General features: G+C 44.4%; 31 protein-coding genes. All 31 read right to left on the bottom strand.

Annotated elements, in window-relative coordinates; all coding sequences use genetic code 11:
* Positions 1-16: 16 nt before the first annotated feature.
* The 31 genes from rpmD to rplJ all read right to left on the bottom strand — a co-directional run bounded on the left by rpmD (position 17) and on the right by rplJ (position 25,059).
* Complete coding sequence (gene rpmD / locus H1230_RS04455) at positions 17-202, bottom strand: 50S ribosomal protein L30 (RefSeq protein WP_154122591.1); 186 nt, start codon at positions 200-202, stop codon at positions 17-19.
* A 14-nt stretch (positions 203-216) separates the two neighbouring features.
* Positions 217-714, bottom strand: coding sequence for a 30S ribosomal protein S5 (gene rpsE, locus H1230_RS04450; protein ID WP_239714404.1), 498 nt, complete (start codon positions 712-714; stop codon positions 217-219).
* A 27-nt stretch (positions 715-741) separates the two neighbouring features.
* The gene (rplR, locus tag H1230_RS04445) at positions 742-1,110 is read right to left on the bottom strand and encodes a 50S ribosomal protein L18 (RefSeq protein WP_154122593.1); all 369 of its coding nucleotides are present in this window, start codon (positions 1,108-1,110) and stop codon (positions 742-744) included.
* Positions 1,111-1,194: 84 nt separating this feature from the next.
* Positions 1,195-1,737, bottom strand: coding sequence for a 50S ribosomal protein L6 (gene rplF, locus H1230_RS04440; RefSeq protein WP_154122594.1), 543 nt, complete (start codon positions 1,735-1,737; stop codon positions 1,195-1,197).
* Between the two features lie 30 nt (positions 1,738-1,767).
* Entirely contained in the window at positions 1,768-2,166 is a 399-nt protein-coding gene (gene rpsH, locus H1230_RS04435; protein ID WP_036652964.1) for a 30S ribosomal protein S8, read from the bottom strand.
* Positions 2,167-2,198: 32 nt separating this feature from the next.
* Positions 2,199-2,384 (bottom strand): type Z 30S ribosomal protein S14, encoded by a 186-nt coding sequence (locus tag H1230_RS04430; RefSeq protein ID WP_154122595.1) that lies wholly within the window; start codon positions 2,382-2,384, stop codon positions 2,199-2,201.
* Between the two features lie 51 nt (positions 2,385-2,435).
* Positions 2,436-2,978: a 50S ribosomal protein L5 gene (gene rplE, locus H1230_RS04425; protein WP_239714403.1), complete on the bottom strand. Its 543-nt coding sequence runs from the start codon at positions 2,976-2,978 to the stop codon at positions 2,436-2,438.
* A 31-nt stretch (positions 2,979-3,009) separates the two neighbouring features.
* A complete protein-coding gene (gene rplX / locus H1230_RS04420; protein ID WP_229522524.1) occupies positions 3,010-3,363 on the bottom strand; it encodes a 50S ribosomal protein L24 in 354 nt (117 codons plus the stop codon).
* A gap of 50 nt (positions 3,364-3,413) precedes the next feature.
* Positions 3,414-3,782, bottom strand: a complete 369-nt coding sequence (gene rplN / locus H1230_RS04415) for a 50S ribosomal protein L14 (RefSeq protein ID WP_036680556.1) — start codon at positions 3,780-3,782, stop codon at positions 3,414-3,416.
* A gap of 39 nt (positions 3,783-3,821) precedes the next feature.
* Entirely contained in the window at positions 3,822-4,088 is a 267-nt protein-coding gene (rpsQ, locus tag H1230_RS04410) for a 30S ribosomal protein S17 (protein ID WP_154122597.1), read from the bottom strand.
* A 43-nt stretch (positions 4,089-4,131) separates the two neighbouring features.
* Positions 4,132-4,329, bottom strand: coding sequence for a 50S ribosomal protein L29 (rpmC, locus tag H1230_RS04405; RefSeq protein WP_019908232.1), 198 nt, complete (start codon positions 4,327-4,329; stop codon positions 4,132-4,134).
* Positions 4,319-4,753 carry a 50S ribosomal protein L16 gene (rplP, locus tag H1230_RS04400; RefSeq protein WP_087918342.1) on the bottom strand — a complete coding sequence of 145 codons (435 nt, stop codon included), beginning with the start codon at positions 4,751-4,753 and terminating at the stop codon, positions 4,319-4,321. The genes rpmC and rplP overlap by 11 nt, the downstream gene beginning before the upstream one ends.
* A gap of 2 nt (positions 4,754-4,755) precedes the next feature.
* Positions 4,756-5,421, bottom strand: coding sequence for a 30S ribosomal protein S3 (gene rpsC, locus H1230_RS04395; RefSeq protein WP_239714402.1), 666 nt, complete (start codon positions 5,419-5,421; stop codon positions 4,756-4,758).
* Between the two features lie 14 nt (positions 5,422-5,435).
* Positions 5,436-5,768 (bottom strand): 50S ribosomal protein L22, encoded by a 333-nt coding sequence (rplV, locus tag H1230_RS04390; RefSeq protein ID WP_036680546.1) that lies wholly within the window; start codon positions 5,766-5,768, stop codon positions 5,436-5,438.
* 33 nt (positions 5,769-5,801) lie between these two features.
* Entirely contained in the window at positions 5,802-6,080 is a 279-nt protein-coding gene (gene rpsS / locus H1230_RS04385; protein WP_154122598.1) for a 30S ribosomal protein S19, read from the bottom strand.
* A gap of 76 nt (positions 6,081-6,156) precedes the next feature.
* Positions 6,157-6,987, bottom strand: coding sequence for a 50S ribosomal protein L2 (rplB, locus tag H1230_RS04380; protein WP_239714401.1), 831 nt, complete (start codon positions 6,985-6,987; stop codon positions 6,157-6,159).
* A gap of 27 nt (positions 6,988-7,014) precedes the next feature.
* Entirely contained in the window at positions 7,015-7,308 is a 294-nt protein-coding gene (gene rplW / locus H1230_RS04375; protein WP_154122600.1) for a 50S ribosomal protein L23, read from the bottom strand.
* On the bottom strand, positions 7,308-7,931 hold the full coding sequence (rplD, locus tag H1230_RS04370; protein ID WP_239714400.1) for a 50S ribosomal protein L4: 624 nt from the start codon (positions 7,929-7,931) through the stop codon (positions 7,308-7,310). The genes rplW and rplD overlap by 1 nt, the downstream gene beginning before the upstream one ends.
* Positions 7,932-7,956: 25 nt before the next feature.
* Positions 7,957-8,580, bottom strand: a complete 624-nt coding sequence (gene rplC, locus H1230_RS04365) for a 50S ribosomal protein L3 (RefSeq protein WP_154122602.1) — start codon at positions 8,578-8,580, stop codon at positions 7,957-7,959.
* Between the two features lie 43 nt (positions 8,581-8,623).
* Entirely contained in the window at positions 8,624-8,932 is a 309-nt protein-coding gene (gene rpsJ / locus H1230_RS04360) for a 30S ribosomal protein S10 (protein WP_036652923.1), read from the bottom strand.
* A gap of 225 nt (positions 8,933-9,157) precedes the next feature.
* Positions 9,158-10,504 carry a globin-coupled sensor protein gene (locus tag H1230_RS04355; RefSeq protein WP_239714399.1) on the bottom strand — a complete coding sequence of 449 codons (1,347 nt, stop codon included), beginning with the start codon at positions 10,502-10,504 and terminating at the stop codon, positions 9,158-9,160.
* Between the two features lie 262 nt (positions 10,505-10,766).
* Positions 10,767-11,957, bottom strand: a complete 1,191-nt coding sequence (gene tuf / locus H1230_RS04350; RefSeq protein WP_154122604.1) for an elongation factor Tu — start codon at positions 11,955-11,957, stop codon at positions 10,767-10,769.
* A 107-nt stretch (positions 11,958-12,064) separates the two neighbouring features.
* Entirely contained in the window at positions 12,065-14,143 is a 2,079-nt protein-coding gene (fusA, locus tag H1230_RS04345; RefSeq protein ID WP_239714398.1) for an elongation factor G, read from the bottom strand.
* Positions 14,144-14,182: 39 nt separating this feature from the next.
* Positions 14,183-14,653, bottom strand: a complete 471-nt coding sequence (rpsG, locus tag H1230_RS04340) for a 30S ribosomal protein S7 (protein ID WP_154122606.1) — start codon at positions 14,651-14,653, stop codon at positions 14,183-14,185.
* Positions 14,654-14,697: 44 nt separating this feature from the next.
* Complete coding sequence (gene rpsL / locus H1230_RS04335; protein WP_154122607.1) at positions 14,698-15,117, bottom strand: 30S ribosomal protein S12; 420 nt, start codon at positions 15,115-15,117, stop codon at positions 14,698-14,700.
* Between the two features lie 139 nt (positions 15,118-15,256).
* The gene (locus H1230_RS04330; RefSeq protein WP_239714397.1) at positions 15,257-15,508 is read right to left on the bottom strand and encodes a ribosomal L7Ae/L30e/S12e/Gadd45 family protein; all 252 of its coding nucleotides are present in this window, start codon (positions 15,506-15,508) and stop codon (positions 15,257-15,259) included.
* A 180-nt stretch (positions 15,509-15,688) separates the two neighbouring features.
* Complete coding sequence (gene rpoC, locus H1230_RS04325; protein ID WP_239714396.1) at positions 15,689-19,300, bottom strand: DNA-directed RNA polymerase subunit beta'; 3,612 nt, start codon at positions 19,298-19,300, stop codon at positions 15,689-15,691.
* Positions 19,301-19,414: 114 nt separating this feature from the next.
* Positions 19,415-22,960: a DNA-directed RNA polymerase subunit beta gene (rpoB, locus tag H1230_RS04320; protein ID WP_154122610.1), complete on the bottom strand. Its 3,546-nt coding sequence runs from the start codon at positions 22,958-22,960 to the stop codon at positions 19,415-19,417.
* A gap of 424 nt (positions 22,961-23,384) precedes the next feature.
* Positions 23,385-23,981, bottom strand: coding sequence for a class I SAM-dependent methyltransferase (locus H1230_RS04315; protein WP_239714395.1), 597 nt, complete (start codon positions 23,979-23,981; stop codon positions 23,385-23,387).
* A 148-nt stretch (positions 23,982-24,129) separates the two neighbouring features.
* Entirely contained in the window at positions 24,130-24,489 is a 360-nt protein-coding gene (gene rplL / locus H1230_RS04310; protein ID WP_154122612.1) for a 50S ribosomal protein L7/L12, read from the bottom strand.
* Between the two features lie 66 nt (positions 24,490-24,555).
* The gene (rplJ, locus tag H1230_RS04305; protein ID WP_154122613.1) at positions 24,556-25,059 is read right to left on the bottom strand and encodes a 50S ribosomal protein L10; all 504 of its coding nucleotides are present in this window, start codon (positions 25,057-25,059) and stop codon (positions 24,556-24,558) included.
* Positions 25,060-25,070: the final 11 nt, after the last annotated feature.

Below are 25,070 nucleotides of genomic sequence, written 5' to 3'. Positions count from 1 at the left end.
AATTTATACGAGGCGTTTAGCCTTCGATTTCTGTTACAGATATCAAGTGACTCACTTTATTGATCATTCCGCGAATCGCAGGATTGTCATTGTGAGTTACGGACGAGTTGAGTTTACGCAAGCCGAGCGTCTTAACAGTAACACGTTGTGTTTCTGGACGTCCAATTATGCTGCGTACGAGGGTAATTTGCAATTTTGCCATTGACATTCCCCTCCTTAACTGCGCAATTCTTCGACAGATTTGCCGCGAAGTTTCGCGACCTCTTCAATGCGTTTCAGACGGGATAGACCCTCCAAAGTTGCATTGACCATATTCATGGAATTCGAAGAACCCAGAGATTTTGTCAAAATGTCGCCAACGCCTGCCAATTCCAATACTGCACGAACTGGACCACCAGCGATAACGCCAGTACCTTCTGATGCTGGCTTCAACAGGACGAGTCCTGCGCCGAAATGACCAGTAACCAGATGAGGAATCGAAGTTCCTACGATCGGAATGTGAATCAGGTTTTTCTTAGCGTCTTCAATGCCTTTACGGATGGCATCCGGAACTTCTCCGGCTTTACCGATACCAGCACCGACGTAGCCATTGCCATCGCCCACAACAACAAGTGCACTAAAGCTGAAACGGCGTCCGCCTTTTACAACTTTAGCAACACGGTTAATGTGCACAACTCTTTCTGTCAGCTCTAAACTGTTCGGATCTACACGCAAGTCGTTAACCTCCTTTTTAGAAATATTCTAGAATTCAAGACCAGCTTCGCGAGCTGCATCAGCCAATGCTTGAATTCGTCCATGGTACAAGTATCCACCGCGGTCAAATACAACCACAGCATAACCTTTTTCTTTGGCACGCTCAGCAACCAATTGGCCTACTTTGCGAGCAGCTTCAACGCTGCCGCCATTGCCGATATCAGCACTCAGACCTTTATCTAGTGTCGAGGCAGCTACGATAGTAACGCCTGTCACGTCATCGATCAATTGAGCATAGATGTGTTTGGATGAACGGAATACGTTCAAACGGGGACGCTCAGTAGTTCCCTGGATCTTTTTACGAACACGCAGGTGTCTTTTGAGACGAGCCTTATTTTTATCTTCTTTTGTAATCATGACTTCCCTTTCACTCCCTTCAGTTTGCCGTAAACAGCTTCACTTTAAGATGCACGGGGTATCTTACAATTAAGTTCAAACCGGTTACTTCTTCTTACCGGCTTTACCTTCTTTGCGGATGATACGCTCGCCTTCATATTTGATACCTTTACCTTTATATGGTTCTGGTTCACGTACGGAACGAATTTTAGCAGCATAAGCGCCTACGCGTTCTTTGTCAATCCCTCTAACGATGATCTTGGTGTTAGCTGGAACATCGAACTCGATACCTGCTTCTGGTGAAATTTCAACCGGGTGTGAGAAACCAACGTTCAAAACGATTTTATCACCGTTTTTACTTGCACGATATCCAACCCCAACTAGTTCCAGAGATTTAGTGAACCCTTCAGTTACGCCACTCACCATGTTGTTAACAACGGAGCGAGTAGTACCGTGAAGTGAACGATGCATTTTATTGTCCGAAGGACGAACAACGGTAATTTCGTTATTTTCAACTGTAACCTTCATGTCTTTATGAAGCTCACGAGTCAAAGAGCCTTTAGGACCTTTTACTGTAATAGTAGTGTTGTCCAAAGTGACATCTACACCACTAGGTACTGCGATTGGTTTGCGACCAATACGAGACATGTATTGCACCTCCTTATCTTGTGACGTTTATTACCAAATGTAGCAGACAACTTCTCCGCCCGATTTTGATTGACGAGCTTCTTTATCGGTCATAACTCCCTTAGATGTGGAGACAATCGCGATACCAAGGCCACCGAGTACACGAGGAACTTCATTGCTCTTCGTGTAAACGCGAAGGCCTGGTTTACTAATTCTTTTCAAGCCTGTAATAACACGCTCTTGATTAGGGCCGTATTTCAAGAAGATACGGATAATCCCTTGTTTACTATCTTCAACATATTCCGCATCACGGATGAAGCCTTCACGCTTCAAGATATCAGCGATTTGTTTTTTCATAGTCGAAGCAGGCATTTCTACCGTTTCGTGACGCACAGTATTGGCGTTACGAATACGTGTAAGCATATCTGCAATAGGATCAGACATAGTCATGTGTGTAAACCTCCTTCCCGTTTATAAACTTCTTACCAACTTGCTTTTTTCACGCCAGGGATCTGGCCTTTGTAAGCTAATTCGCGGAAACAAATTCTGCAAATTTTAAACTTTTGCAATACGGAATGTGGACGACCACAACGCTCGCAACGAGTATATGCACGCACTTTAAACTTTGGTGTGCGTTGTTGTTTTACTACCATCGAAGTCTTTGCCATTTTTGCCTGACACCTCCCAAACATTTTCAAAAGAAAAGGATGAAACGTACTTTATTTCACGAAAGGCATTCCCAGCTGACCTAGCAGCTCACGGGATTCCTCGTCCGTCTTTGCAGTTGTTACGATAACGATATCCATACCGCGTACTTTATCTACTTTATCATACTCGATTTCTGGGAAAATCAATTGTTCTTTAAGACCAAGTGTGTAGTTACCGCGTCCATCAAATGAATTAGCGGAAATACCACGGAAGTCACGTACACGTGGAAGTGTTACGTTGATCAATTTGTCCAAGAAGTAATACATACGCTCACCGCGTAGTGTTACTTTAACCCCGATCGGCATGTTTTCGCGCAGTTTGAAACCGGCGATAGATTTTTTTGCTTTAGTGATAACTGGCTTTTGACCAGCGATCAATTGCATGTCGCTAAGTGCGGAATCAATTACCTTCGAGTTTTGCACTGCATCACCAACACCCATGTTGATAACAATTTTCTCGATTTTAGGTACTTGCATAACAGTAGTATAGTTAAACTTCTGCATCAAAGCAGGTGTGATTTCATTAAGAAAACGTTCTTTCATTCTTGCTGCCATGAGGAATTAACCTCCTTTCTTTAAGGCTATATTAGTCGATAATTTCTCCGGATCTTTTAGCTATCCGAACCTTTTTACCGTTTTCCAATACCTTGTAACCGATACGGGTTACTTTACCGCTCTTCGGATCAATGTGCATTACGTTGGACACATGAATCGAAGCTTCCTGCTCAATGATTCCACCTTGTGGATTCAGCTGGTTCGGCTTTTGGTGTTTTTTCATCATGTTGACGCCTTCTATAAGAACGCGGTTTTGACGAGGATAAGCTGCGATAACGCGGCCTTTCTTACCTTTGTCTTTTCCACTGATCACAAGAACTACGTCATCTTTCTTTACATGCAGTTTATTGTTGTGGGATTCCAGAACTTTTTTCACTCTAGGCATTTATTACACCTCCTATGACTAACCTTCAGCTTATTATCGCCGTTTTTTTATTAGATAACTTCCGGTGCCAAGGAAACGATCTTCATGTAGTCTTTATCGCGAAGTTCGCGAGCAACTGGTCCGAAGATACGTGTTCCGCGTGGGCTTCTGTCGTCTTTAACAACAACAGCTGCATTTTCGTCGAATGCGATGTAAGATCCATCTTTACGGCGGACAGAACGTTTAGTACGAACAACAACCGCTCTAACAACATCACCCTTTTTGACAACGCCGCCTGGTGTTGCTTGTTTAACGGAACAAACGATCAGATCACCGATTGCTGCTGTACGGCGTCCAGTACCACCCAGTACGCGGATACACATCAGTTCCTTCGCACCAGAGTTGTCAGCCACATGCAAACGTGTAAATGGTTGAATCATTTTAATTTCCTCCTTCCGATCAGGAATCTTGTGATTATCTTAAAGGATAACCGCTGCTTCAATCACTTCAATTAGTCTCCAACGTTTATCCTTGGACAACGGACGAGTCTCCATGACTTTTACAACATCACCGATTTTTGCAACATTTTCCTCATCATGTGCTTTGAATTTCTTCGTAGACTTGATGCGTTTATGGTACAGGTTATGCTTCTTATAGGTTTCAACAGCGATTACAATGGTTTTGTCCATTTTGTCACTGACTACTTTACCGACTAGCACTTTACGTGCATTGCGTTCTTCGCTCATAGTTAGCCTCCTTCCTGAATACGGATGATTACATCCGTCTCACTTAACTGATCCCAAGTACTCTTTGATGGATAACGGTTTTAGCACGAGCTATTTCCTTGCGCACGTCACGTATCCGAGTCGGGTTGTCCAGTTGGCCAGTTGCCAATTGAAAACGGAGATTGAAAAGTTCTTCTTTAAAACCAGCGATCTTTTGTTCAATCTCAGCAGTGGTTAAGTTGCGAAGTTCATTAGCTTTCATTTGCTTCACCACCCAATTCTTCACGTTTCACAAACTTAGTTTTTACAGGCAGCTTGTGAGCGGCAAGACGCATCGCTTCACGCGCGATTTCTTCCGACACGCCTCCGAGTTCGAACATAATCTTGCCCGGTTTAACTACAGCAACCCATTTCTCAACATTACCTTTACCACTACCCATACGAACCTCAAGAGGCTTCTGAGTAACTGGCTTATCAGGGAATATCTTGATCCAAACTTGACCTCCACGTTTGATATAACGTGTCATTGCAATACGGGCAGCTTCGATCTGACGGTTAGTGATCCATGACGGTTCCAATGCTTGCAGGCCGAATTCGCCGAAGTTTAGTTCCGTACCGCCTTTTGCCATACCCCTCATGTGACCGCGCTGTTGCTTGCGGTGTTTAACGCGTTTTGGTACCAACATGATTAGTTGCCTCCTTCCTGAGCAGCTTGTTTCTTAGCTGGGGGAAGAACTTCTCCACGATAGATCCATACTTTTACGCCGATAAGGCCATAAGTTGTATGTGCTTCTGCTGTACCGTAATCGATATCGGCACGAAGCGTATGAAGTGGAACTGTTCCTTCGCTATAACCTTCTGAACGAGCTATCTCAGCGCCGCCAAGACGACCGCCTACTTGAGTTTTAATCCCTTTAGCACCAGAGCGCATAGTTCTTTGAATCGCTTGTTTCAACGCACGACGGAACGATACACGACGCTCCAATTGTTGTGCGATGCTTTCAGCAACAAGAATTGCATCCAGTTCAGGGTGTTTGATTTCATTGATGTTGATGTGTACTTTTTTGCCTTTGGCAATTGCAGTAACTGCGCTGCGAAGTACTTCTACTTCAGCTCCGCCCTTACCAATAACCATACCAGGCTTAGCTGTGTGAATTGTAACATTCACGCGGCTTGCTGCTCTTTCAATTTCAATATGGGAAACAGCGGAATCCTTCAATTTGCCTTTAAGGTATTCCCGGATTTTAACGTCTTCCATTAAAAGAGTCCCGAAATCTTTGCCTGCATACCATTTAGATTCCCAATCGCGAATAATACCGATTCGGAGTCCGACTGGATTTACCTTTTGACCCACGTGTTATCCCTCCTTTATTTCTCAGATACCACCAAAGTAATGTGGCTGGTGCGTTTGTTGATCCGGCTTGCGCGGCCCATGGCGCGCGGACGGAAACGTTTCATCGTTGGACCTTGGTTAACGAAAACTTCGCTAACGAACAAGCTGTTCACGTCCAAAGAATAGTTGTGCTCAGCATTCGCAATCGCTGAGTTAAGCAGCTTCTCAACTACTGGAGAAGCGGATTTCGGAGTGTGGCGAAGAATTGCAATTGCTTCCCCCACTTGCTTACCGCGAATCAAGTCAACAACCAGTTTCGCTTTACGAGCGGAAATCCGCACTGATCTTGCATGTGCTTTTGCTTCCATTGTTTTCCCTCCTCTCAAACGAAGACCTTTTAATTATCTTCTTGTTTTCTTATCGTCACCCGCGTGGCCTTTGTAAGTACGTGTTGGCGCGAACTCGCCCAACTTGTGACCTACCATATCTTCTGTTACGTATACAGGCACGTGTTTGCGTCCGTCATATACACCAAACGTATGTCCGATAAACTGAGGGAAAATGGTTGAGCGACGGGACCAAGTCTTAACTACAACTTTCTTTTCTGTCTCGTTCAAATCCTCAACTTTTTTCAGCAGGTAGCCATCAATAAACGGCCCCTTTTTTAAACTGCGACCCATGTGTGAATCCTCCCTTCATTCAGTTCTTTAAACCGCGAATCGACGCTTCGCGCTAAGCTAACTTGCCAGAAGCGTCTTATTTCGTGCGGCGACGAACGATATATTTATCAGAAGCCTTATTTTTCTTACGCGTTTTGTAACCAAGGGTTGGTTTGCCCCAAGGAGACATAGGCGATTTGCGTCCGATTGGAGCACGGCCTTCACCACCACCATGTGGGTGATCGTTCGGGTTCATAACTACGCCGCGTACTTCAGGACGACGGCCAAGCCAGCGACTACGTCCAGCTTTACCGATCTTGATCAATTCGTGATCTTCATTACCAACGGAACCGATAGTTGCACGGCACACGCTAAGAATTCTACGAACTTCACCAGATGTCAAGCGAACGGAAACATATTTATCTTCTTTACCAAGCAATTGAGCTTCTGTACCAGCAGCGCGCACAAGTTGTCCGCCTTTACCTGGTTTCAACTCGATGTTGTGGATAACTGTACCTACCGGGATATTGATCAGCGGAAGGCTGTTACCAATTTTGATGTCCGCAGCAGGGCCGGACTCAATCTTATCCCCAACTTTAAGGCCCTTAGGAGCGATAATATAACGTTTCTCTCCATCAGCATAGTGGATCAAAGCAATATTAGAAGTACGGTTCGGGTCATACTCGATTGTAGCAACGCTACCTGGTATGCCGTCTTTAGTCCGTTTGAAGTCGATGATCCGGTATTTACGTTTGTGTCCGCCGCCGTGGTGACGAACCGTAATTTTACCTTGGTTGTTGCGTCCCGCATGTTTAAATAGCGGCGACAGCAACGATTTCTCAGGCTGGTTTGTTGTGATTTCTTCAAACGTAGACACAGACATGTTGCGTCTTGCCGGAGAGGTCGGTTTGTACTTTTTAATTGGCACTATAGTTTCCTCCTTACTTTAAGAGTATTATTCTACCGCTTCAAAGAATTCGAGCGGTTTGCTGTCCGGGCTAAGTTTAACGATGGCTTTTTTCCACTCTGGAGTATAACCAGAATATTTACCATAACGTTTCAATTTGCCAGGTACGCGCATTGTGTTCACATTGATTACTTTAACTTTAAAAATAGCCTCGACAGCTTTTTTGATTTCGGTTTTGTTAGCACGGATATCGACTTCAAAAGCGTATTTCAATTCGCTCATGTATTCGGATGTGCGTTCCGTAATCACCGGGCGTTTAATAATATCACGAGGATCTTTCATTACGCGAACACCTCCTCTACCTTCAGAACTGCTTCTTTAGTGATAATCAGTTTGTCGTACGTCAGTACGTCAAGAACATTAATGCCGTCAGCTACTACGAACTTCACCCCAGGGATGTTTCGAGCAGATAGTGCAACGTTATCGTCATAGTTTGTAGAAACGATCAACGCTTTGCGATCAACTTTCAGGTTGTTCAAGATTGCCGCGAATTCTTTCGTTTTCGGAGCGTTCATTGTTAAGCTATCCAATACGATAATGTCATTATCGAGTACTTTCGATGACAACGCAGATTTGATGGCCAAACGACGAACCTTCTTAGGCAATTTCCAAGAATAGCTGCGTGGTGTTGGTCCGAAGACAACGCCGCCGCCTTTCCATTGTGGAGAACGAATGGAGCCTTGACGAGCACGACCTGTACCTTTTTGTTTCCAAGGCTTACGTCCGCCGCCACGCACTTCAGAACGTCCTTTTACTTTATGTGTACCACGACGAAGGGAAGCTCTCTGCATAAGTGCAGCTTCGTGCAGAACGTGCTCATTCGGTTCAATACCGAATACAGAATCGCTCAGCTCAACTTCACCCACTTCGTTGCCACTGATATTAAAAAGTGTTACTTTTGGCATTTCATGTTCCTCCTTTCTTCAGGAATTATTTCTTAACGGTTTGTTTAACTTTCACGTAGCTGTTTTTAGGACCTGGAATAGCGCCTTTAATCAGCAACACGTTACGTTCTACGTCTACTCTGATAATTTCAAGCTTTTGAACCGTCACAGCATGATGGCCCATATGTCCTGGAAGGCGTTTGCCTTTAGGAACACGGTTAGCTTGGATAGAACCCATTGAACCCGGTCTTCTGTGGTAACGCGATCCGTGTGCCATTGGTCCGCGGCTTTGTCCCCAACGTTTGATAACGCCTTGGAAACCTTTACCCTTTGATGTACCAGTCACGTCAACAAATTCGCCTGCAGCGAAGACATCAGCCTTCAACTCTTGTCCAACCTCGAATGAAGCGAGGTCAATACCGCGAATTTCTCGAACGTAGCGCTTAGGTGTTGCATTTGCCTTTTTGGCGTGACCTTGTTCAGGCTTGTTGGAGCGACTTTCCTTCTTATCGGAAAAGCCCAACTGCACTGCTTCATATCCGTCGATATTCAGGTCTTTCTTTTGCAGAACGACACAAGGGCCAGCTTCGATAACCGTAACCGCGATTACGTTACCTTCTGGAGTAAAGACTTGAGTCATACCGAGTTTTTTTCCTAAGATACCCTTCAATGTTGACACCTCTTTTCTTTTCCTAAATTACTTAATGATAGAATTACAATTTGATTTCGATATCTACACCGGACGGCAGGTCCAAGCGCATCAAGGCATCCACAGTTTGTGGTGTTGGATTCACTATGTCGATTAGACGTTTGTGAGTCCGTTGTTCAAACTGCTCACGGGAATCCTTGTACTTGTGTACCGCACGGAGAATAGTAATGATTTGTTTTTCAGTTGGCAGCGGGATCGGCCCGGATACACTTGCACCCGAACGTTTTGCTGTTTCAACGATTTTCTCTGCGGATTGATCAAGAATTCTGTGGTCGTATGCTTTCAAGCGAATACGAATTTTTTGCTTTGCCATTTTAGTCCCTCCTTCTATCGCCCAATTTGGTATCGGACATACTCCGTGAAAATTTTCTGACCTCGTCCCCATGGCAAAGGGGCCGGGTGTGTCAGTAACCTCTCACATCATCGCAACGTCTCAGAACAACATTTATTATTATATATAATATACGGTGGAATTGCAAGTGAAAATAAAAAAGAAGACATGATTTATTTCATATGCTCTTTTTTCCTATATATAGCTTTAAAGACCATCTGTAGCAGATTTGAAGAACTCGGCTGAAGCCGCTGTTTGAGCTGTTGTCGACCCTATTCCTTCAATAGTTTGAATTAATATTTTAATCTCTTCCTCTACAGTAACAATTTCCTGTGTACTGCTTTGCATGGAATCCACAATATCAGTGAACAGTCTGCTAGTCTCAATTGATTGAAGCTTGCCACTCCTTGTTAATTCCTGAACTTTACGGATCTCTTCTACGACCTGGCCTGTAAGATCCCCTGACTTCTGTGTCAATTCTCCAATACGGACTACTGTACTTTTGGTATCTTCCGCGAGACGACTGACCTCCTGTGCCACCACACTGAAGCCTCTCCCATGTTCTCCTGCTCTTGCTGCCTCTATTGTAGCGTTTAATGAAAGGATCTTAGTCTGATCGGCAATATCCTTTACAGCAGCAACAATTTTTTGGATTTGTTTAGACGAGTTACTTAGCTCGTTTACTGAAAGTTCCATTTCATTGGTGCTCTCATATATACGATTAATTTGACCTGTTAGATTGTCGAGATGTTCTCGTCCATTCTTGGCCATCCCCTGAGACTCTAGTGCAGAAGAAGCTGTGCGTTGAAATGTATTGTTCACTTCGTTGCTGCTCGCCACCAGCTGCTCTACAGCAGCATTAGTATCGATGCTTAGATCTATTAGTTCACCACTGAATTCAGCAATTTTTTGTTTTAATTCATTTTTGACTGATTGATATTGCTGTTCCTTCTCCTTAATATTCTCCTTCTCATAAGCTTCCAATACAAGCTGCTGTTCCAAATTAAGCAACTTAGTTACAGTCTGAACTATTAGGAGACGATCATCGTCGTTAGTAGTCTCATTATAAATAACATGGATAAACACATTTTGCAGATTCTGAAAAGCAGATAGATACCATTTAGGTTCAAGCCCAACTCTTTTATGAATATTTGCTATCAAAAGACGCTTTGCGATATATGCATCATCAACATTGCCGTCAAAAATTTCAATGATATGTTCATGCAGCGTTTTTTTTAATCGCTCAATAGTACTGTGTTCGAGTATAATTGCCTCTAATTTATCTACACCCAATACCGAATTATAAAATTGATCCGTTATATAGTCGATATTCCGCTCTACAATGGGCTTCGTTCTGCGTAGCAATTTCAGATCCTCTTCTGTTAAATCTATCATTCGCATCTGTTCATTGAGTTCATCATGACCATCTAGAGTGTGAAAAGTGTCTGCTGCAGATTTCATAAAATTTGCTTGCATGGGCTGTGCTGCAGGAGATTCCACATTATCATTTCGAGAAGTTACACCATGCATAAAAGAAAAAGGACATTTTCCCAATTAAGCCACTCTCCTATATTCCTAATTATTTACAATATCTTCATAAAAATATTCTACTCTATGACATTAATCATTGTATATATAAATAGTGATTATTTTGTAGAAATTTGTAGAAAATATATGATATAAATATTGTAAATTGTCATTTAATGTCGAAATATAGGCGATATTCATATATCCAAAACAAAAAAACAGGAGCACTTCATAAGAAGTACTCCTGTCTTATTGTTTCAGTAACTATCCATAATGGATAGAACCAAAATTATTTTTGGATAGATGCTACAGTACCGGCTCCAACTGTACGTCCGCCTTCACGAATGGAGAAGCGAGTGCCTTCTTCAATTGCGATTGGGGAGATCAGGGAAACAGTTACGGTGATGTTGTCACCAGGCATAACCATTTCAGTACCTTCTGGCAGGTTGATGATGCCAGTTACGTCAGTTGTACGGAAGTAGAACTGTGGACGGTAACCAGTGAAAAATGGTTTGTGACGTCCGCCTTCTTCTTTAGTCAGAACGTAAATTTGTGCTGTGAATTCTGTGTGTGGTTTAACGGAACCTGGTTTAGCCAATACTTGACCACGTTCAACCATAGTACGGTCAACACCACGAAGCAATGCTCCGATGTTATCGCCAGCTTGAGCAGAATCAAGCAGTTTACGGAACATTTCAACGCCCGTAACTACTGATTTTCTACTTTCTTCATGAATACCAACGATTTCGATTTCTTCACCAATTTTAACTTTTCCGCGTTCAACGCGACCAGTTGCCACAGTACCGCGGCCAGTGATGGAGAATACATCCTCAACAGGCATCAAGAAAGGTTTTTCAGTATCGCGTTCTGGAAGCGGAATATATACATCAATCGTTTCGAACATATCGATGATGTTTTGTGCATATTCGCCATCAGGGTTTGCAAGAGCTTCACGAGCAGATCCACGGATGATTGGAGTATCGTCACCTGGGAAATCATATTCGTTCAGCAAATCGCGAACTTCCATTTCAACCAATTCCAAAAGCTCTTCGTCTTCTACAGTGTCGCATTTGTTCAAGAATACAACGATGTAAGGAACGCCTACTTGGCGGGACAACAGGATGTGTTCGCGAGTTTGTGGCATAGGGCCATCAGCTGCGGATACAACCAGAATTGCTCCATCCATTTGTGCTGCGCCAGTGATCATGTTCTTAACATAGTCGGCATGTCCAGGGCAGTCTACATGTGCATAGTGACGGTTAGGAGTTTCATACTCAACGTGAGCTGTGGAGATAGTGATACCACGTTCGCGTTCTTCAGGAGCTTTATCGATTTGGTCGAATGCTACAGCAGCGCCACCGTATTTTTTGGACAATACAGTAGTGATTGCAGCAGTCAGAGTCGTTTTACCATGATCGACGTGACCAATAGTACCGATGTTAACGTGCGGTTTGTTACGTTCAAACTTTGCCTTTGCCATTTGAACAGTTCCTCCTTAATGTGGGGTTCCTAATATTTTGAGCCGTCCGTTGTATGTTATCTTAGATGACTGACCGGTTATACCCGGACGACGAGTTAAAACAATGATTATTCTCCGCCTTTATTCTTGGCAGAGATTTCTTCTGCAATGGATTTAGGAACTTCTTCATAATGAGAAAGCTCCATCGAGAATACACCGCGTCCTTGAGTACCGGAACGAAGAGTTGTAGAATAACCAAACATTTCGGAAAGAGGTACCTTAGACCGAATAATTTGAGCTCCACCACGAGAATCCATTCCTTCAATCTTGCCGCGACGGGAACTAAGCATCCCCATTACATCACCCATGTATTCCTCAGGAACAGTTACTTCTACTTTCATGATTGGCTCAAGAAGTACAGGTTTACACTTGTCTTTAGCAGCCTTGAGCGCCAAAGATCCGGCAACTTTAAATGCCATTTCATTGGAGTCAACATCATGATAAGAACCATCTACTACAGTGGCTTTAACATCAACAAGCGGGAAGCCTGCGATGACACCATTTTTCATAGCCTCTTCAATACCCGCAAGTGCAGGAGCGACATATTCTCTAGGAACAGAACCGCCGACTACTTTACTTTCGAATTGGTTGCCTGTACCTGGTTCAAGGGGTTCGAATTCTACCCATACGTGACCATACTGACCACGTCCGCCTGATTGACGAACGAATTTACCTTCGACACGAGCAGGTTGTTTGAAAGTTTCACGATATGCAACTTGTGGTTTACCAACGTTAGTTTCAACATGGAATTCACGGCGCATACGATCAATGATAATATCCAAGTGAAGCTCACCCATACCTGCCAGAATAGTTTGGCCTGTTTCTTCATCCGTATGAGCACGAAGAGTAGGATCCTCTTCGGTCAACTTACCGAGAGCAACACCCAATTTATCTTGGTCAGCTTTGGTTTTAGGTTCTACTGCAATTTCGATAACTGGATCAGGGAAGTTCATTGATTCCAATATAATTGGATTCTTCTCATCACACAATGTATCACCAGTGCTTGTATCTTTCAACCCTACAGCTGCTGCGATGTCACCAGAGTATACAATAGAAATCTCTTGGCGGCTGTTCGCATGCATTTGCAGAATACGTCCAATACGTTCACGTTTGTTCTTGGTAGCATTTACAACGTAAGATCCGGACTCCAGAACACCGGAGTATACACGGAAGAACGTAAGTTTACCAACATAAGGGTCAGTCATGATTTTAAATGCCAAAGCTGAGAATGGCTCTTCATCAGAAGAATGACGAACTCCCTCTGTCCCATCATCAAGATGACCAATAATAGCTGGTACATCAAGAGGTGAAGGCAAGTAATCCACAACAGCATCCAGCATAAGCTGAACCCCTTTATTACGATAGGAAGATCCGACAATTACAGGGAAAATCTTAACTTCACATACGCCTTTGCGCAATGCTGCTTTGATTTCCGCAACTGTAATTTCTTCACCTTCCAGATACTTCATAGTGAGCTCTTCGTCAAGTTCCGCAACCTTCTCGATCAACTCGAGACGCAGCTCTTCAACTTGTGCCAAATATTCAGCAGGAATTTCTGTCACTTCAATATTTTGACCCATTTCATCTTTGAAAATATGAGCTTTTTGCTCAACCAGGTCAATAATACCAATGAAGTCATTCTCTGCGCCGATTGGCAGTTGAATAGCAACTGCATTCGCCATTAGACGCTCACGCATAGCTTGAATTACATTAAGAAAATCAGCACCAATGATATCCATTTTGTTGACATAAGCGATCCGCGGTACACTATAACGGTCAGCTTGTCTCCAAACAGTCTCGGATTGAGGTTCAACGCCCTCTTTTGCACTGAAAACGCCTACTGCTCCATCCAATACACGAAGGGAACGTTCAACTTCAACAGTAAAGTCAACGTGGCCCGGGGTATCAATAATATTGATGCGGTGGCCCTTCCAAGCAGCAGTTGTAGCAGCGGAAGTAATAGTAATTCCGCGCTCCTGTTCTTGCTCCATCCAGTCCATTGTAGCAGCACCCTCGTGAACTTCACCGATTTTGTGCGTACGGCCTGAGTAGAAAAGAATCCGCTCCGTGGTTGTAGTTTTACCAGCGTCAATATGTGCCATGATCCCAATATTACGTGTATTAAATAAGGAGAACTCTCTAGCCATGAAATGGATCTCCCTTCAAAATATAAGTTATTTAAAATCCTACCAACGGTAGTGAGCAAACGCTTTGTTTGCTTCAGCCATTTTGTGTGTATCTTCACGTTTCTTGACAGAAGCGCCTGTGTTGTTGGAAGCGTCGATGATCTCAGCCGCCAAACGCTCTTCCATAGTCTTCTCACCGCGGTTGCGTGAGTAGTTTACAAGCCAACGTAATCCTAAAGCAGTACGTCTTTCAGGTTTAACTTCAATAGGTACCTGGTAGTTGGCACCGCCGACACGGCGAGCTTTAACTTCCAAGACTGGCATGATATTCTTGATGGCAGCTTCGAAAACTTCCATCGGTTCTTTACCTGTACGTTCTGCAATAAGCTTGAATGAATTGTACAAAATGCTTTGAGCGACACCTCTTTTACCACCCAGCATAATGCGGTTGATCAAACGAGTAACCAACTTGCTATTATACAATGGATCTGGCAAAACGTCTCTCTTAGTAACTGGACCTTTGCGTGGCATGGATATCCCCCTTTCTTATATTGTTATTATTCGAATACGTTATCTTACTTCTTCACTTTAGGACGTTTCGCACCGTATTTAGAACGAGATTGCATACGGTTAGCTACGCCTGCAGTATCAAGTGCTCCACGAACGATATGGTAACGAACCCCTGCAAGGTCCTTTACTTTACCTCCGCGAATCAATACTACACTGTGCTCTTGAAGATTGTGTCCGATACCCGGGATGTAAGCTGTAACTTCCAGACGGTTAGTCAAACGAACACGAGCATATTTACGAAGTGCTGAGTTTGGTTTACGTGGAGTCATTGTGCCTACACGAGTGCACACGCCGCGTTTCTGCGGAGCGCTCAAATTTGTAGCCTCACGCTTAAGGGCGTTGAACCCTTTTTGAAGAGCGGGAGATTTAGATTTTTCGATTTTGGCTTGACGGCCTTTACGAACCAATTGGTTAATTGTTGGCATGTTGTGCCACCCCCTTCCTGATATAATAATCCATTTACAAACACCATTATTAAGTCCACAGACCCAGGTGGTTCATAAAAAGACAAATGAAAAGCTCTTGCCTCCGAAGTGTACCCCCGGTACAAAAACAGTTCTCTAGCTATTGTTTTAAGACGGCTGCCATCGCAGCGCCCACTTCTATTCCGCAGGCCTTGCCCAAATTTAGCATCGTATCTACGTATGTGACCTTGACACCATGTTTGCTACAAAGCATAACAATCCTGGAAGTAAGCCGTTGATCTCCGTCTTCCGCCACATAGACTTCTGCGGCATGGCCCAACTCTACCGCCTTGACGGTTTGCTTGGTACCGATCTTGACCTGAGCATCCTGTAGTCCTCTATCATTAGTCATTATCAATACCTCCAATGAACAAGGAATAGCATGGCTACTCACGCACCTTAGATATTTTAGCATTATCATAGGATTATGTCAAGAATTTAAGCAATAAAATATTATAATTCACTGCAAGCAGTCACGTCACAACTACTAAGTAGTTGTGACGCGATTAGCCACTTGACAGTGATAATTAAACTACTCAGCAGGGACAGTCTCTAAAGACTCTCTTTTGCTTTCAGCATTCGGATCACTTAGCTTAACAGTACGGTAACGATTCATACCTGTTCCTGCAGGAATCAACTTACCGATAATAACATTTTCTTTCAATCCAAGCAACTTATCGACTTTACCTTTAATAGCAGCATCAGTCAAAACACGCGTAGTTTCTTGGAAAGATGCAGCTGACAGGAAAGAATCTGTCTCAAGAGAAGCTTTGGTGATACCAAGCAGTACCGGTTTGGCAACGGCAGGCTCTTTACCAGAAAGGATAGCTTCTTTGTTAGCTGCTTCATATTCATGAATGTCCGCAAATGCACCTGGCAGGAGACTTGTGTCACCAGCGTCAATGATACGAATCTTGCGCAACATTTGCTTAATCATTACTTCAATGTGCTTATCATTGATTTCAACACCTTGGTTACGGTATACACGCTGCACTTCTTGCAGAATGTAGTTCTGTACCCCACGGATCCCTTTAATACGCAGCATTTCTTTAGGATCAATTGAACCATCAGTCAGCTCATCGCCGGCTTCGATCTCTTGACCTTCAGTAACACGCAACCGTGATCCGTAAGTGATGGAGTAAGTTTTGGATTCAGCTTCACCTTGTACCTCGATTTCTCGACGGTCTTTAGTTTCACGAATTTCCTTGATTACACCATCAATCTCACTGATTGTTGCCTGACCTTTTGGGTTACGGGCTTCAAACAGCTCTTGAATACGCGGCAAACCTTGAGTGATATCATCACCCGCTACGCCCCCAGTATGGAACGTACGCATGGTAAGCTGGGTTCCTGGTTCTCCGATGGATTGGGCAGCTATAATACCTACAGCTTCACCGATCTCAACATACTTACCAGTAGCCAAATTGCGTCCGTAGCACTTCTTGCAGACACCGTGACGGGCACGGCAGCTCAATACAGAACGGATCTGCAATTTAGTTATTCCAGATTCAACAATCGCTTCCGCCTTGTCAGAATCAATCAAATCGTTGCGATGAACAAGGATTTCACCAGTCTCTGGATGGCGAACAGTCTCGAAGCAATAGCGACCTTCAATCCGGTCGTACAGATCCTCGATAACCTCTTTACCATCCTGAATACGGCTAACCATGAATCCTTTATCTGTTCCACAATCTTCTTCGCGGACGATTACATCCTGTGCCACATCGACTAGACGACGTGTCAAGTAACCTGAGTCAGCTGTACGCAACGCTGTATCGGCAAGACCTTTACGCGCTCCGTGAGTGGAGATAAAGTATTCAAGGACGGTTAGTCCTTCGCGGAAATTCGCCTTAATCGGCAGTTCGAAAATTCGGCCGGATGGTGTTGCCATCAAACCGCGCATACCACCTAACTGAGTGATCTGCGATTTATTACCACGCGCTTTGGAATCTACCATGAGCATGATGGAATTGAATCGGTCCATCGATTTCAAAAGGACATTAGTAAGATCATCTTTAGTCTTCGACCAAATCTCAATGACACGGTCGTACCGTTCTTCATTAGTGATCAGTCCACGACGGTATTGGTTAGCAACCACATCGACCTTATCTTCTGACTCTTTCAAAATCCCTGCCTTTTCCTCAGGCACGATTACGTCCGATACAGCAACTGTTACACCGGAACGTGTGGAATAGGTAAAACCGAGTTGTTTAATTTTATCCAAAATTACAGATGTTTTGGTCGTGTGATAGGTTTCGAAACAACGGGCGATAATCAGACCCAAATATTCCTTACCTACAGCACTCGCTTCCGGAGCAGCCATGATCAGTGCACGGATATCCGCACCCTTTTCATAGATAAAGTATTTCTCCGGTGTACCCTGCAACAGGTTTGTTTTGGTCGCTTCATTGATGTACGGGAAACTGCTCGGATAGATTTCGTTAAAGATAATCTTACCGACTGTAGTAATCAACAAGGCTCCCTGTTGTGCTTCTGTAAAGCAGGTTTTGCCAAGCGCTTTAACTGGAATAGCCACACGTGCATGCAGACCTGCAGTTCCGCGTTGGTAAGCTGAAACAGCTTCATTCACGGTACGCAGAATCATACCTGTTCCCTTTTCTTCATTGTTGTCCATGGTCAGGTAGAAAGTACCCAGAACCATATCCTGTGAAGGGGTAACAACCGGTTTACCATCTTTAGGGTTCAAGATGTTACCAGATGCCAGCATGAGAATACGAGCCTCTGCTTGCGCCTCTGCTGATAGAGGTACGTGTACCGCCATTTGGTCACCATCAAAGTCGGCATTATAGGCCGTACATACGAGTGGGTGAAGACGGATAGCGTGACCTTCTACCAAGATCGGTTCAAATGCTTGAATACCGAGACGGTGAAGTGTAGGGGCACGGTTCAACAGAACTGGGTGCTCTCTAATAACTTCTTCAAGTACATCCCATACTTCAGGACTTACGCGCTCTACTTTACGTTTCGCGCTCTTTATGTTGTGGGCAAGCCCTTTATTGACCAATTCTTTCATGACAAACGGCTTGAACAATTCCAGAGCCATTTTCTTCGGCAATCCGCATTGGTACATTTTAAGATACGGGCCTACGACAATAACGGAACGTCCGGAGTAATCGACCCGTTTACCGAGCAAGTTCTGGCGGAAACGTCCTTGTTTACCTTTCAGCATATGGCTGAGCGATTTCAATGGACGATTACCAGGACCCGTTACCGGACGACCACGACGGCCGTTATCGATCAATGCATCGACAGCTTCCTGCAGCATCCGTTTTTCGTTCTGCACGATAATATCAGGTGCACCGAGATCAAGCAGTCTTTTCAGACGGTTGTTGCGGTTGATAACACGGCGATAAAGGTCATTCAAGTCAGACGTAGCAAAACGTCCACCATCCAATTGAACCATTGGACGAAGCTCAGGAGGAATAACAGGGAGAACATCCATGATCATCCAATCAGGCTTGTTACCGGAGTTGCGGAATGCTTCAATGACTTCCAAGCGTTTGATCGCCCGGTTACGGCGTTGGCCTTGGGCTGTACGCAGTTCTTCCTTGAGGAATTCCAACTCTTTATCAATGTCGATATCCTGAAGTAATTTTTTGACTGCTTCAGCACCCATGCCAGCCTGGAATCCGTAGCCATACTTTTCACGGTAACTGCGGTATTCTTTTTCGGACAGCAACTGTTTCTTTTCAAGCGGTGTTTCACCCGGATCAGTTACAACGTATGATGCGAAGTAAATGATCTCTTCCAAAGATCTTGGAGACATGTCCAGTGCTAGACCCATACGGCTTGGAATACCCTTGAAATACCAGATATGCGATACCGGAGCTGCCAGCTCGATGTGACCCATACGTTCACGACGAACCTTAGCGCGTGTAACTTCCACGCCGCAACGATCACAGACAACGCCCTTATAACGGACGCGTTTGTATTTACCGCAATGGCATTCCCAGTCTTTTTGCGGTCCGAAGATACGCTCGCAAAAAAGACCTTCTTTTTCCGGTTTCAAAGTACGATAGTTAATGGTTTCCGGCTTCTTAACTTCTCCGCGGGACCAAGAACGAATTTTTTCCGGAGAAGCAAGTCCGATTTTCATAAATTCAAAATTGTTAACGTCCAACAAGGAGCAACCCTCCTTAACCTAATCCTGATTTAGTACCGCATTTGCCCTCCTTCAATCGTGAGATCAAAAGAGGGCACGGTCCTTTTTAAATGATATTAATGTGTTCTTGGGTGTTTATTCCACTCCGACTTCTGAGCCTTCAAGGTTGAGGCTTAGCTTGTCGCCTGACGTCTCATCCTCATCGTCCAATTCTTTCATCTCAATCTCCTGCTCGTCTCCCGCAAGGATCTTAACATCCATACCGAGTGACTGCAGTTCCTTGATCAGTACCTTGAACGATTCCGGTACACCCGGTTCTGGTACATTTTCACCTTTGACAATGGATTCATACGTCTTCACGCGACCAACCACGTCATCGGATTTAACAGTCAAAATCTCTTGCAATGTATATGCAGCACCGTAAGCTTCAAGAGCCCACACTTCCATTTCCCCGAAGCGCTGTCCACCAAACTGAGCTTTACCGCCAAGTGGCTGCTGCGTAACGAGTGAGTAAGGTCCTGTAGAACGAGCATGAATCTTATCGTCAACCATGTGCGCCAGTTTGATCATGTGCATGACACCAACAGTAACTTCACGTTCGAAGCGTTCACCTGTCCGGCCATCGTACAGTATGGTCTTACCATTACGCTGCATGCCTGCTTCTTCCATCGTATCAAATACGTCATACTCACGCGCTCCGTCAAATACTGGCGTTGCTACATGAATACCGAGACGCATAGCGGCCATACCGATATGAACCTCCAGCACCTGTCCGATGTTCATACGTGAAGGAACGCCCAGCGGGTTGAGAACAACCTGGACCGGTGTACCATCAGGAAGGAACGGCATATCTTCTTCAGGAAGGATACGGGCAACTACACCCTTATTACCGTGACGTCCGGCCATTTTGTCACCTTCAGAAATCTTACGTTTCTGAGCGATGTAGACACGAACCAGTTGATTCACACCCGGTGGCAATTCATCACCGTTCTCGCGTGTAAATACTTTAACGTCAACGATAATTCCATCACTACCATGAGGTACGCGTAAAGAGGTATCGCGAACTTCACGAGCTTTTTCTCCAAAGATTGCGTGCAGCAAGCGCTCTTCAGCTGTCAGTTCAGTTACACCCTTCGGAGTAACTTTACCAACGAGAATATCGCCAGCACTAATTTCCGCACCGATGCGGATGATACCGCGCTCATCAAGATTGCGCAGTGCCTCTTCACCTACGTTTGGAATATCACGTGTAATCTCTTCAGGCCCCAGCTTCGTATCACGAGCTTCGGATTCGTACTCCTCGATATGAATCGAAGTGTAAACATCCTCTTTAACCAGTTTTTCACTAAGCAGGATTGCATCCTCATAGTTGTAGCCTTCCCAAGTCATGAACGCAACAACTACATTGCGGCCAAGAGCCAACTCGCCCAATTCCGTGGAAGGACCGTCTGCAAGAATATCACCTTTCTTAACTACTTCGCCTCTTTTTGCAATCGGGCGCTGATTAATACAGGTACCTTGATTCGAACGCATAAATTTGTGTAATTTATATTTAACGATGTCGCCCTTAACTTCCTTGCCTTCGACAGTTTCGACGCGACGCAACCAAATTTCATTGGCAGACGAGCGTTCGATAATTCCGTCGTACTTGGAAACAATACATACGCCAGAGTCTTTAGCAGACTTGTGTTCCATTCCTGTTCCAACTAGTGGAGCTTTCGGAATAAGAAGTGGAACGGCTTGACGTTGCATGTTAGATCCCATCAGTGCGCGGTTGGAGTCATCGTTCTCAAGGAACGGGATGAGCGCCGTCGCAACAGATACAACCTGCTTCGGTGATACGTCCATGTAATCGACCCGATTACTTGGCATCGTTGTAATGTTATCTGAGTCTTTGTTGTAACGAACGATAACCATGTCTTCCTTAAAGGAGCCGTCTTCTTCCAGCTTGACGTTAGCTTGCGCTACTACATAATTATCTTCTTCATCCGCTGTCAGGTAATCAATCTGCTCAGTCACTTTACCTGTCTTTGGATCCACCCAACGATACGGTGCTTCAATAAAGCCGTACTCATTGATGCGAGCAAAAGTAGACAAGGAGTTGATCAAACCGATATTCGGACCTTCCGGCGTTTCAATTGGACACATCCGACCGTAGTGACTGTGATGGACGTCACGAACTTCAAAGCCAGCACGTTCCCGAGTCAAACCACCGGGTCCTAGTGCAGACAGACGACGTTTATGCGTCAATTCAGCCAGCGGGTTCGTCTGATCCATAAACTGGGACAGCTGTGAGCTACCGAAGAACTCTTTAATGGATGCAATAACGGGACGAATGTTGATCAGCGCCTGCGGTGTAATCGCATTGGCATCCTGAATAGACATTCTTTCACGAACAACGCGTTCCATACGGGATAAACCAATACGGAACTGATTCTGCAGAAGTTCACCTACAGAACGCAGACGACGGTTACCCAAGTGATCGATATCATCCGTGTTGCCAATACCGTGCAGCAAATTAATAAAGTAGCTGATTGAGGATATAATATCAGCCTGGGTAATATGTTTCACTGACTTATCGATATTGCCATTGGCAATCAGCTTAATAATCCGGCCTTCTTCAATTGGTGAGAATACATCAATTGCTTGCAGCGGAATATCGTCGCTATCCAAAACACCAGCGTTGACACGGTAACTTTTAAAAGCCACATTCTTTTCGAAATAAGGAATCAACTCATCAAGCAAACGACGGTCAACCATTTGGCCAGATTCTGCCAGAATTTCTCCTGTAGAGTCATCAATCAATGGTTGGGCAAGACGTTGATTAAACAGACGATTCTTAATATGAAGCTTTTTGTTGATTTTGTAACGACCTACGTTAGCCAGATCGTAACGTTTTGGATCAAAGAAGCGCGCGACTAGCAAACTTTTAGCATTGTCTAGTGTCGGCGGTTCGCCTGGTCTCAGACGCTCGTAAATTTCAATAAGCGCCTTCTCCGTAGAGTCCGTGTTGTCTTTATCCAGCGTATTGCGAATATATTCATCATTGCCAAGCAATTCCAGAATTTCGGCATCACTACCGAAACCGAGAGCACGCAGAAGTACGGTAACTGGGATCTTACGAGTCCGGTCGATACGAACATACATGATGTCCTTAGCGTCAGTCTCAAGTTCCAACCATGCTCCGCGATTTGGAATTACTGTGGCGGTGTAGGTTTTTTTGCCGTTCTTATCCACTTTTGTGCTGAAATAGACGCTTGGAGAGCGAACCAACTGGCTGACAATAACCCGTTCTGCACCATTGATAATAAAAGTGCCGGTTTCCGTCATCAGAGGGAAATCTCCCATGAACACTTCCTGCTCTTTGACCTCACCGGTCTCTTTATTGATGAGCCGCACCTTCACACGCAGAGGAGCCGCATACGTTACGTCCCGCTCTTTAGCGTCGTCAACCGTATATTTCGGTTCACCCAGGCTGTAGTCAATGAACTCTAGTACCAAATTACCTGTGAAATCCTGGATCGGCGAGATGTCCTGAAACATTTCCCGCAATCCTTCCTCCAAAAACCAGTCATAAGATTTTTGTTGGATCTCGATCAGGTTCGGGACCTCGAGTACCTCGTTAATTCTCGCATAGCTTCGCCGAGTGCGTCGACCATACTGAACAAGATGTCCTGCCAACTTTACTCACCCCTCATGTCTACTCACTTAAAAATTTGATTGCGAACCCTTGTTTGGACCCGTATAATGGAACCATACCGCAAGGATTCAGCCATAAATAAAGAAAAGCCCTTGATCGAAATTTTCCGAAAAAAGAGCGCACTTATCCACGGCCAAAATACTCCTTATCCAATAGATTTGCCCAAAACGTACATATTATACGTCAGCAAGCAATAGTTTATGCGCTATGACTATTACTCCGGCGAACTTTGTCGCGACAGAGTATTAGGAACCAAATTCGCAAAAACTTGCCGTACGGCATGCGCGTACCGAGCGACAATATATCACTTGACATTTCAGCAAACTAAAGACATGGAGCCTATCTTAATACTGACATTTTATAATAATACCACTATCAATATCGCATGTCAATGATTAATTGATTTTATTTTTTCGCTCTCATTATACGATAGCCTTTGTCTTTCCCCACTTCTTCCACTATCGGGAACAAGCTTTCCAATTTAGCTGCAGTAGAGGGAGCACCTTGCTTCTTCTGAATAACAACCCACAGCGTTCCACCCTCTTTTAAATGTTCATAAGCCTCTTCAAAAATCTGATGTACAATAGCTTTACCTGCACGAATCGGAGGATTGGTAAGGATCACATCAAATTGCTGCCCTTCCAATGCACTGAGCACATCGCTTTCCATTACTGTAACATTCCGGATTCCGTTATGCAGAGCATTTTCACGAGCCAGTTCTACCGCACGGCTATTGATATCAAGCATCGTAACATGTCCTTTGGGAGCTAGAAGAGCTGCGCTAATTCCAATCGGTCCGTAACCGCAACCCACATCTAGCACTGCTGAACCCTCTGGAATGATCATAGCTTCAATCAGAACTCGACTTCCGTAGTCGATGTCCCCCTTAGAGAAAACACCAGCATCGCTCGTAAAGCGAAGATCCTTTCCTCTTAGAACTGCGCTGATAGTACGTCTGTCATGACGAGCATCCGGCTGCTGCGAGTAATAATGCTGCGACATCCCTATTCTCCCTTTCATAAGTCATACTACTCGATAGAAGAATCTACAAATAGCTAGACCGTCTTTGTCAGTTAAATATTTTCATGCGTTGACTCTATAAAACAAACCCCTTGAACAAGTTCAAGGGGTTTGTTGAAATAGAAGGGAATTACTTCACTTCTACTGCTGCGCCTGCTGCTTCTAATTTTTCTTTAGTAGCGTCAGCTTCTTCTTTGCTCACTTTTTCCTTGATTGCTTTTGGTGCGTTATCTACTACATCTTTAGCTTCTTTCAAGCCAAGACCTGTGATTTCGCGAACGATTTTGATAACGTTGATTTTGGAAGCGCCAGCGCCTGTCAAAATTACATCAAATTCAGTTTGTTCTTCTTCTACTGCTGCTACTGCGCCGCCAGCTGCTACTGGAGCTGCTGCAGTTACGCCAAATTCTTCTTCGATTGCTTTAACCAGGTCGTTCAGTTCCAATACGCTCATGCCTTTAATTTCTTCCAAAATTGTTTCTTTGCTCATGATTGAACCTCCATTTTATATTTAAATTGTTTTTGTGTTATTCATTACATCGCGAAAATCAAAGGCTTACGCGCTTTGTTCTTCTTTTTCAGCAATTGCTTTAACAACAAGCGCAAAGTTGCGCATTGGAGCTTGAAGCACGCTAAGCAACATGGACAGCAATCCATCGCGGGATGGAAGCTCAGCCAATGCTTTCAACTGATCCGCGTCAATGACACGACCTTCTACAACGCCGCCTTTTAATTTCAAAGCGTCGTTCTTTTTGGCGAAATCATTCAAAATTTTAGCTGCTACCACTGCATCAGTTGCACTGAATGCGATCGCTGTAGGACCTGTTAGAACAGAGTCCAACTCAGTCAATTCAGCCGCAGCAGTTGCACGACGAAGCAATGTGTTCTTCAAGACTTGAAAATCAACACCAGCTTCACGAAGCTGCTTGCGCAGTTCGGTCACTTGGGCAACGTTCAATCCGCGGTAATCTGCAACAACAGTAGAAATACTGTTTTGCAATTTGCCGGTAACGACATCAACTGCATCCTGTTTAGCTTGGATTAGTTTTGTATTTGCCAATGTATACACCT

The sequence above is a fragment of the Paenibacillus sp. 19GGS1-52 genome, assembly GCF_022369515.1.
Classification (GTDB): domain Bacteria; phylum Bacillota; class Bacilli; order Paenibacillales; family Paenibacillaceae; genus Paenibacillus_AQ.
This window is presented reverse-complemented; position numbering and strand designations above follow the sequence as displayed.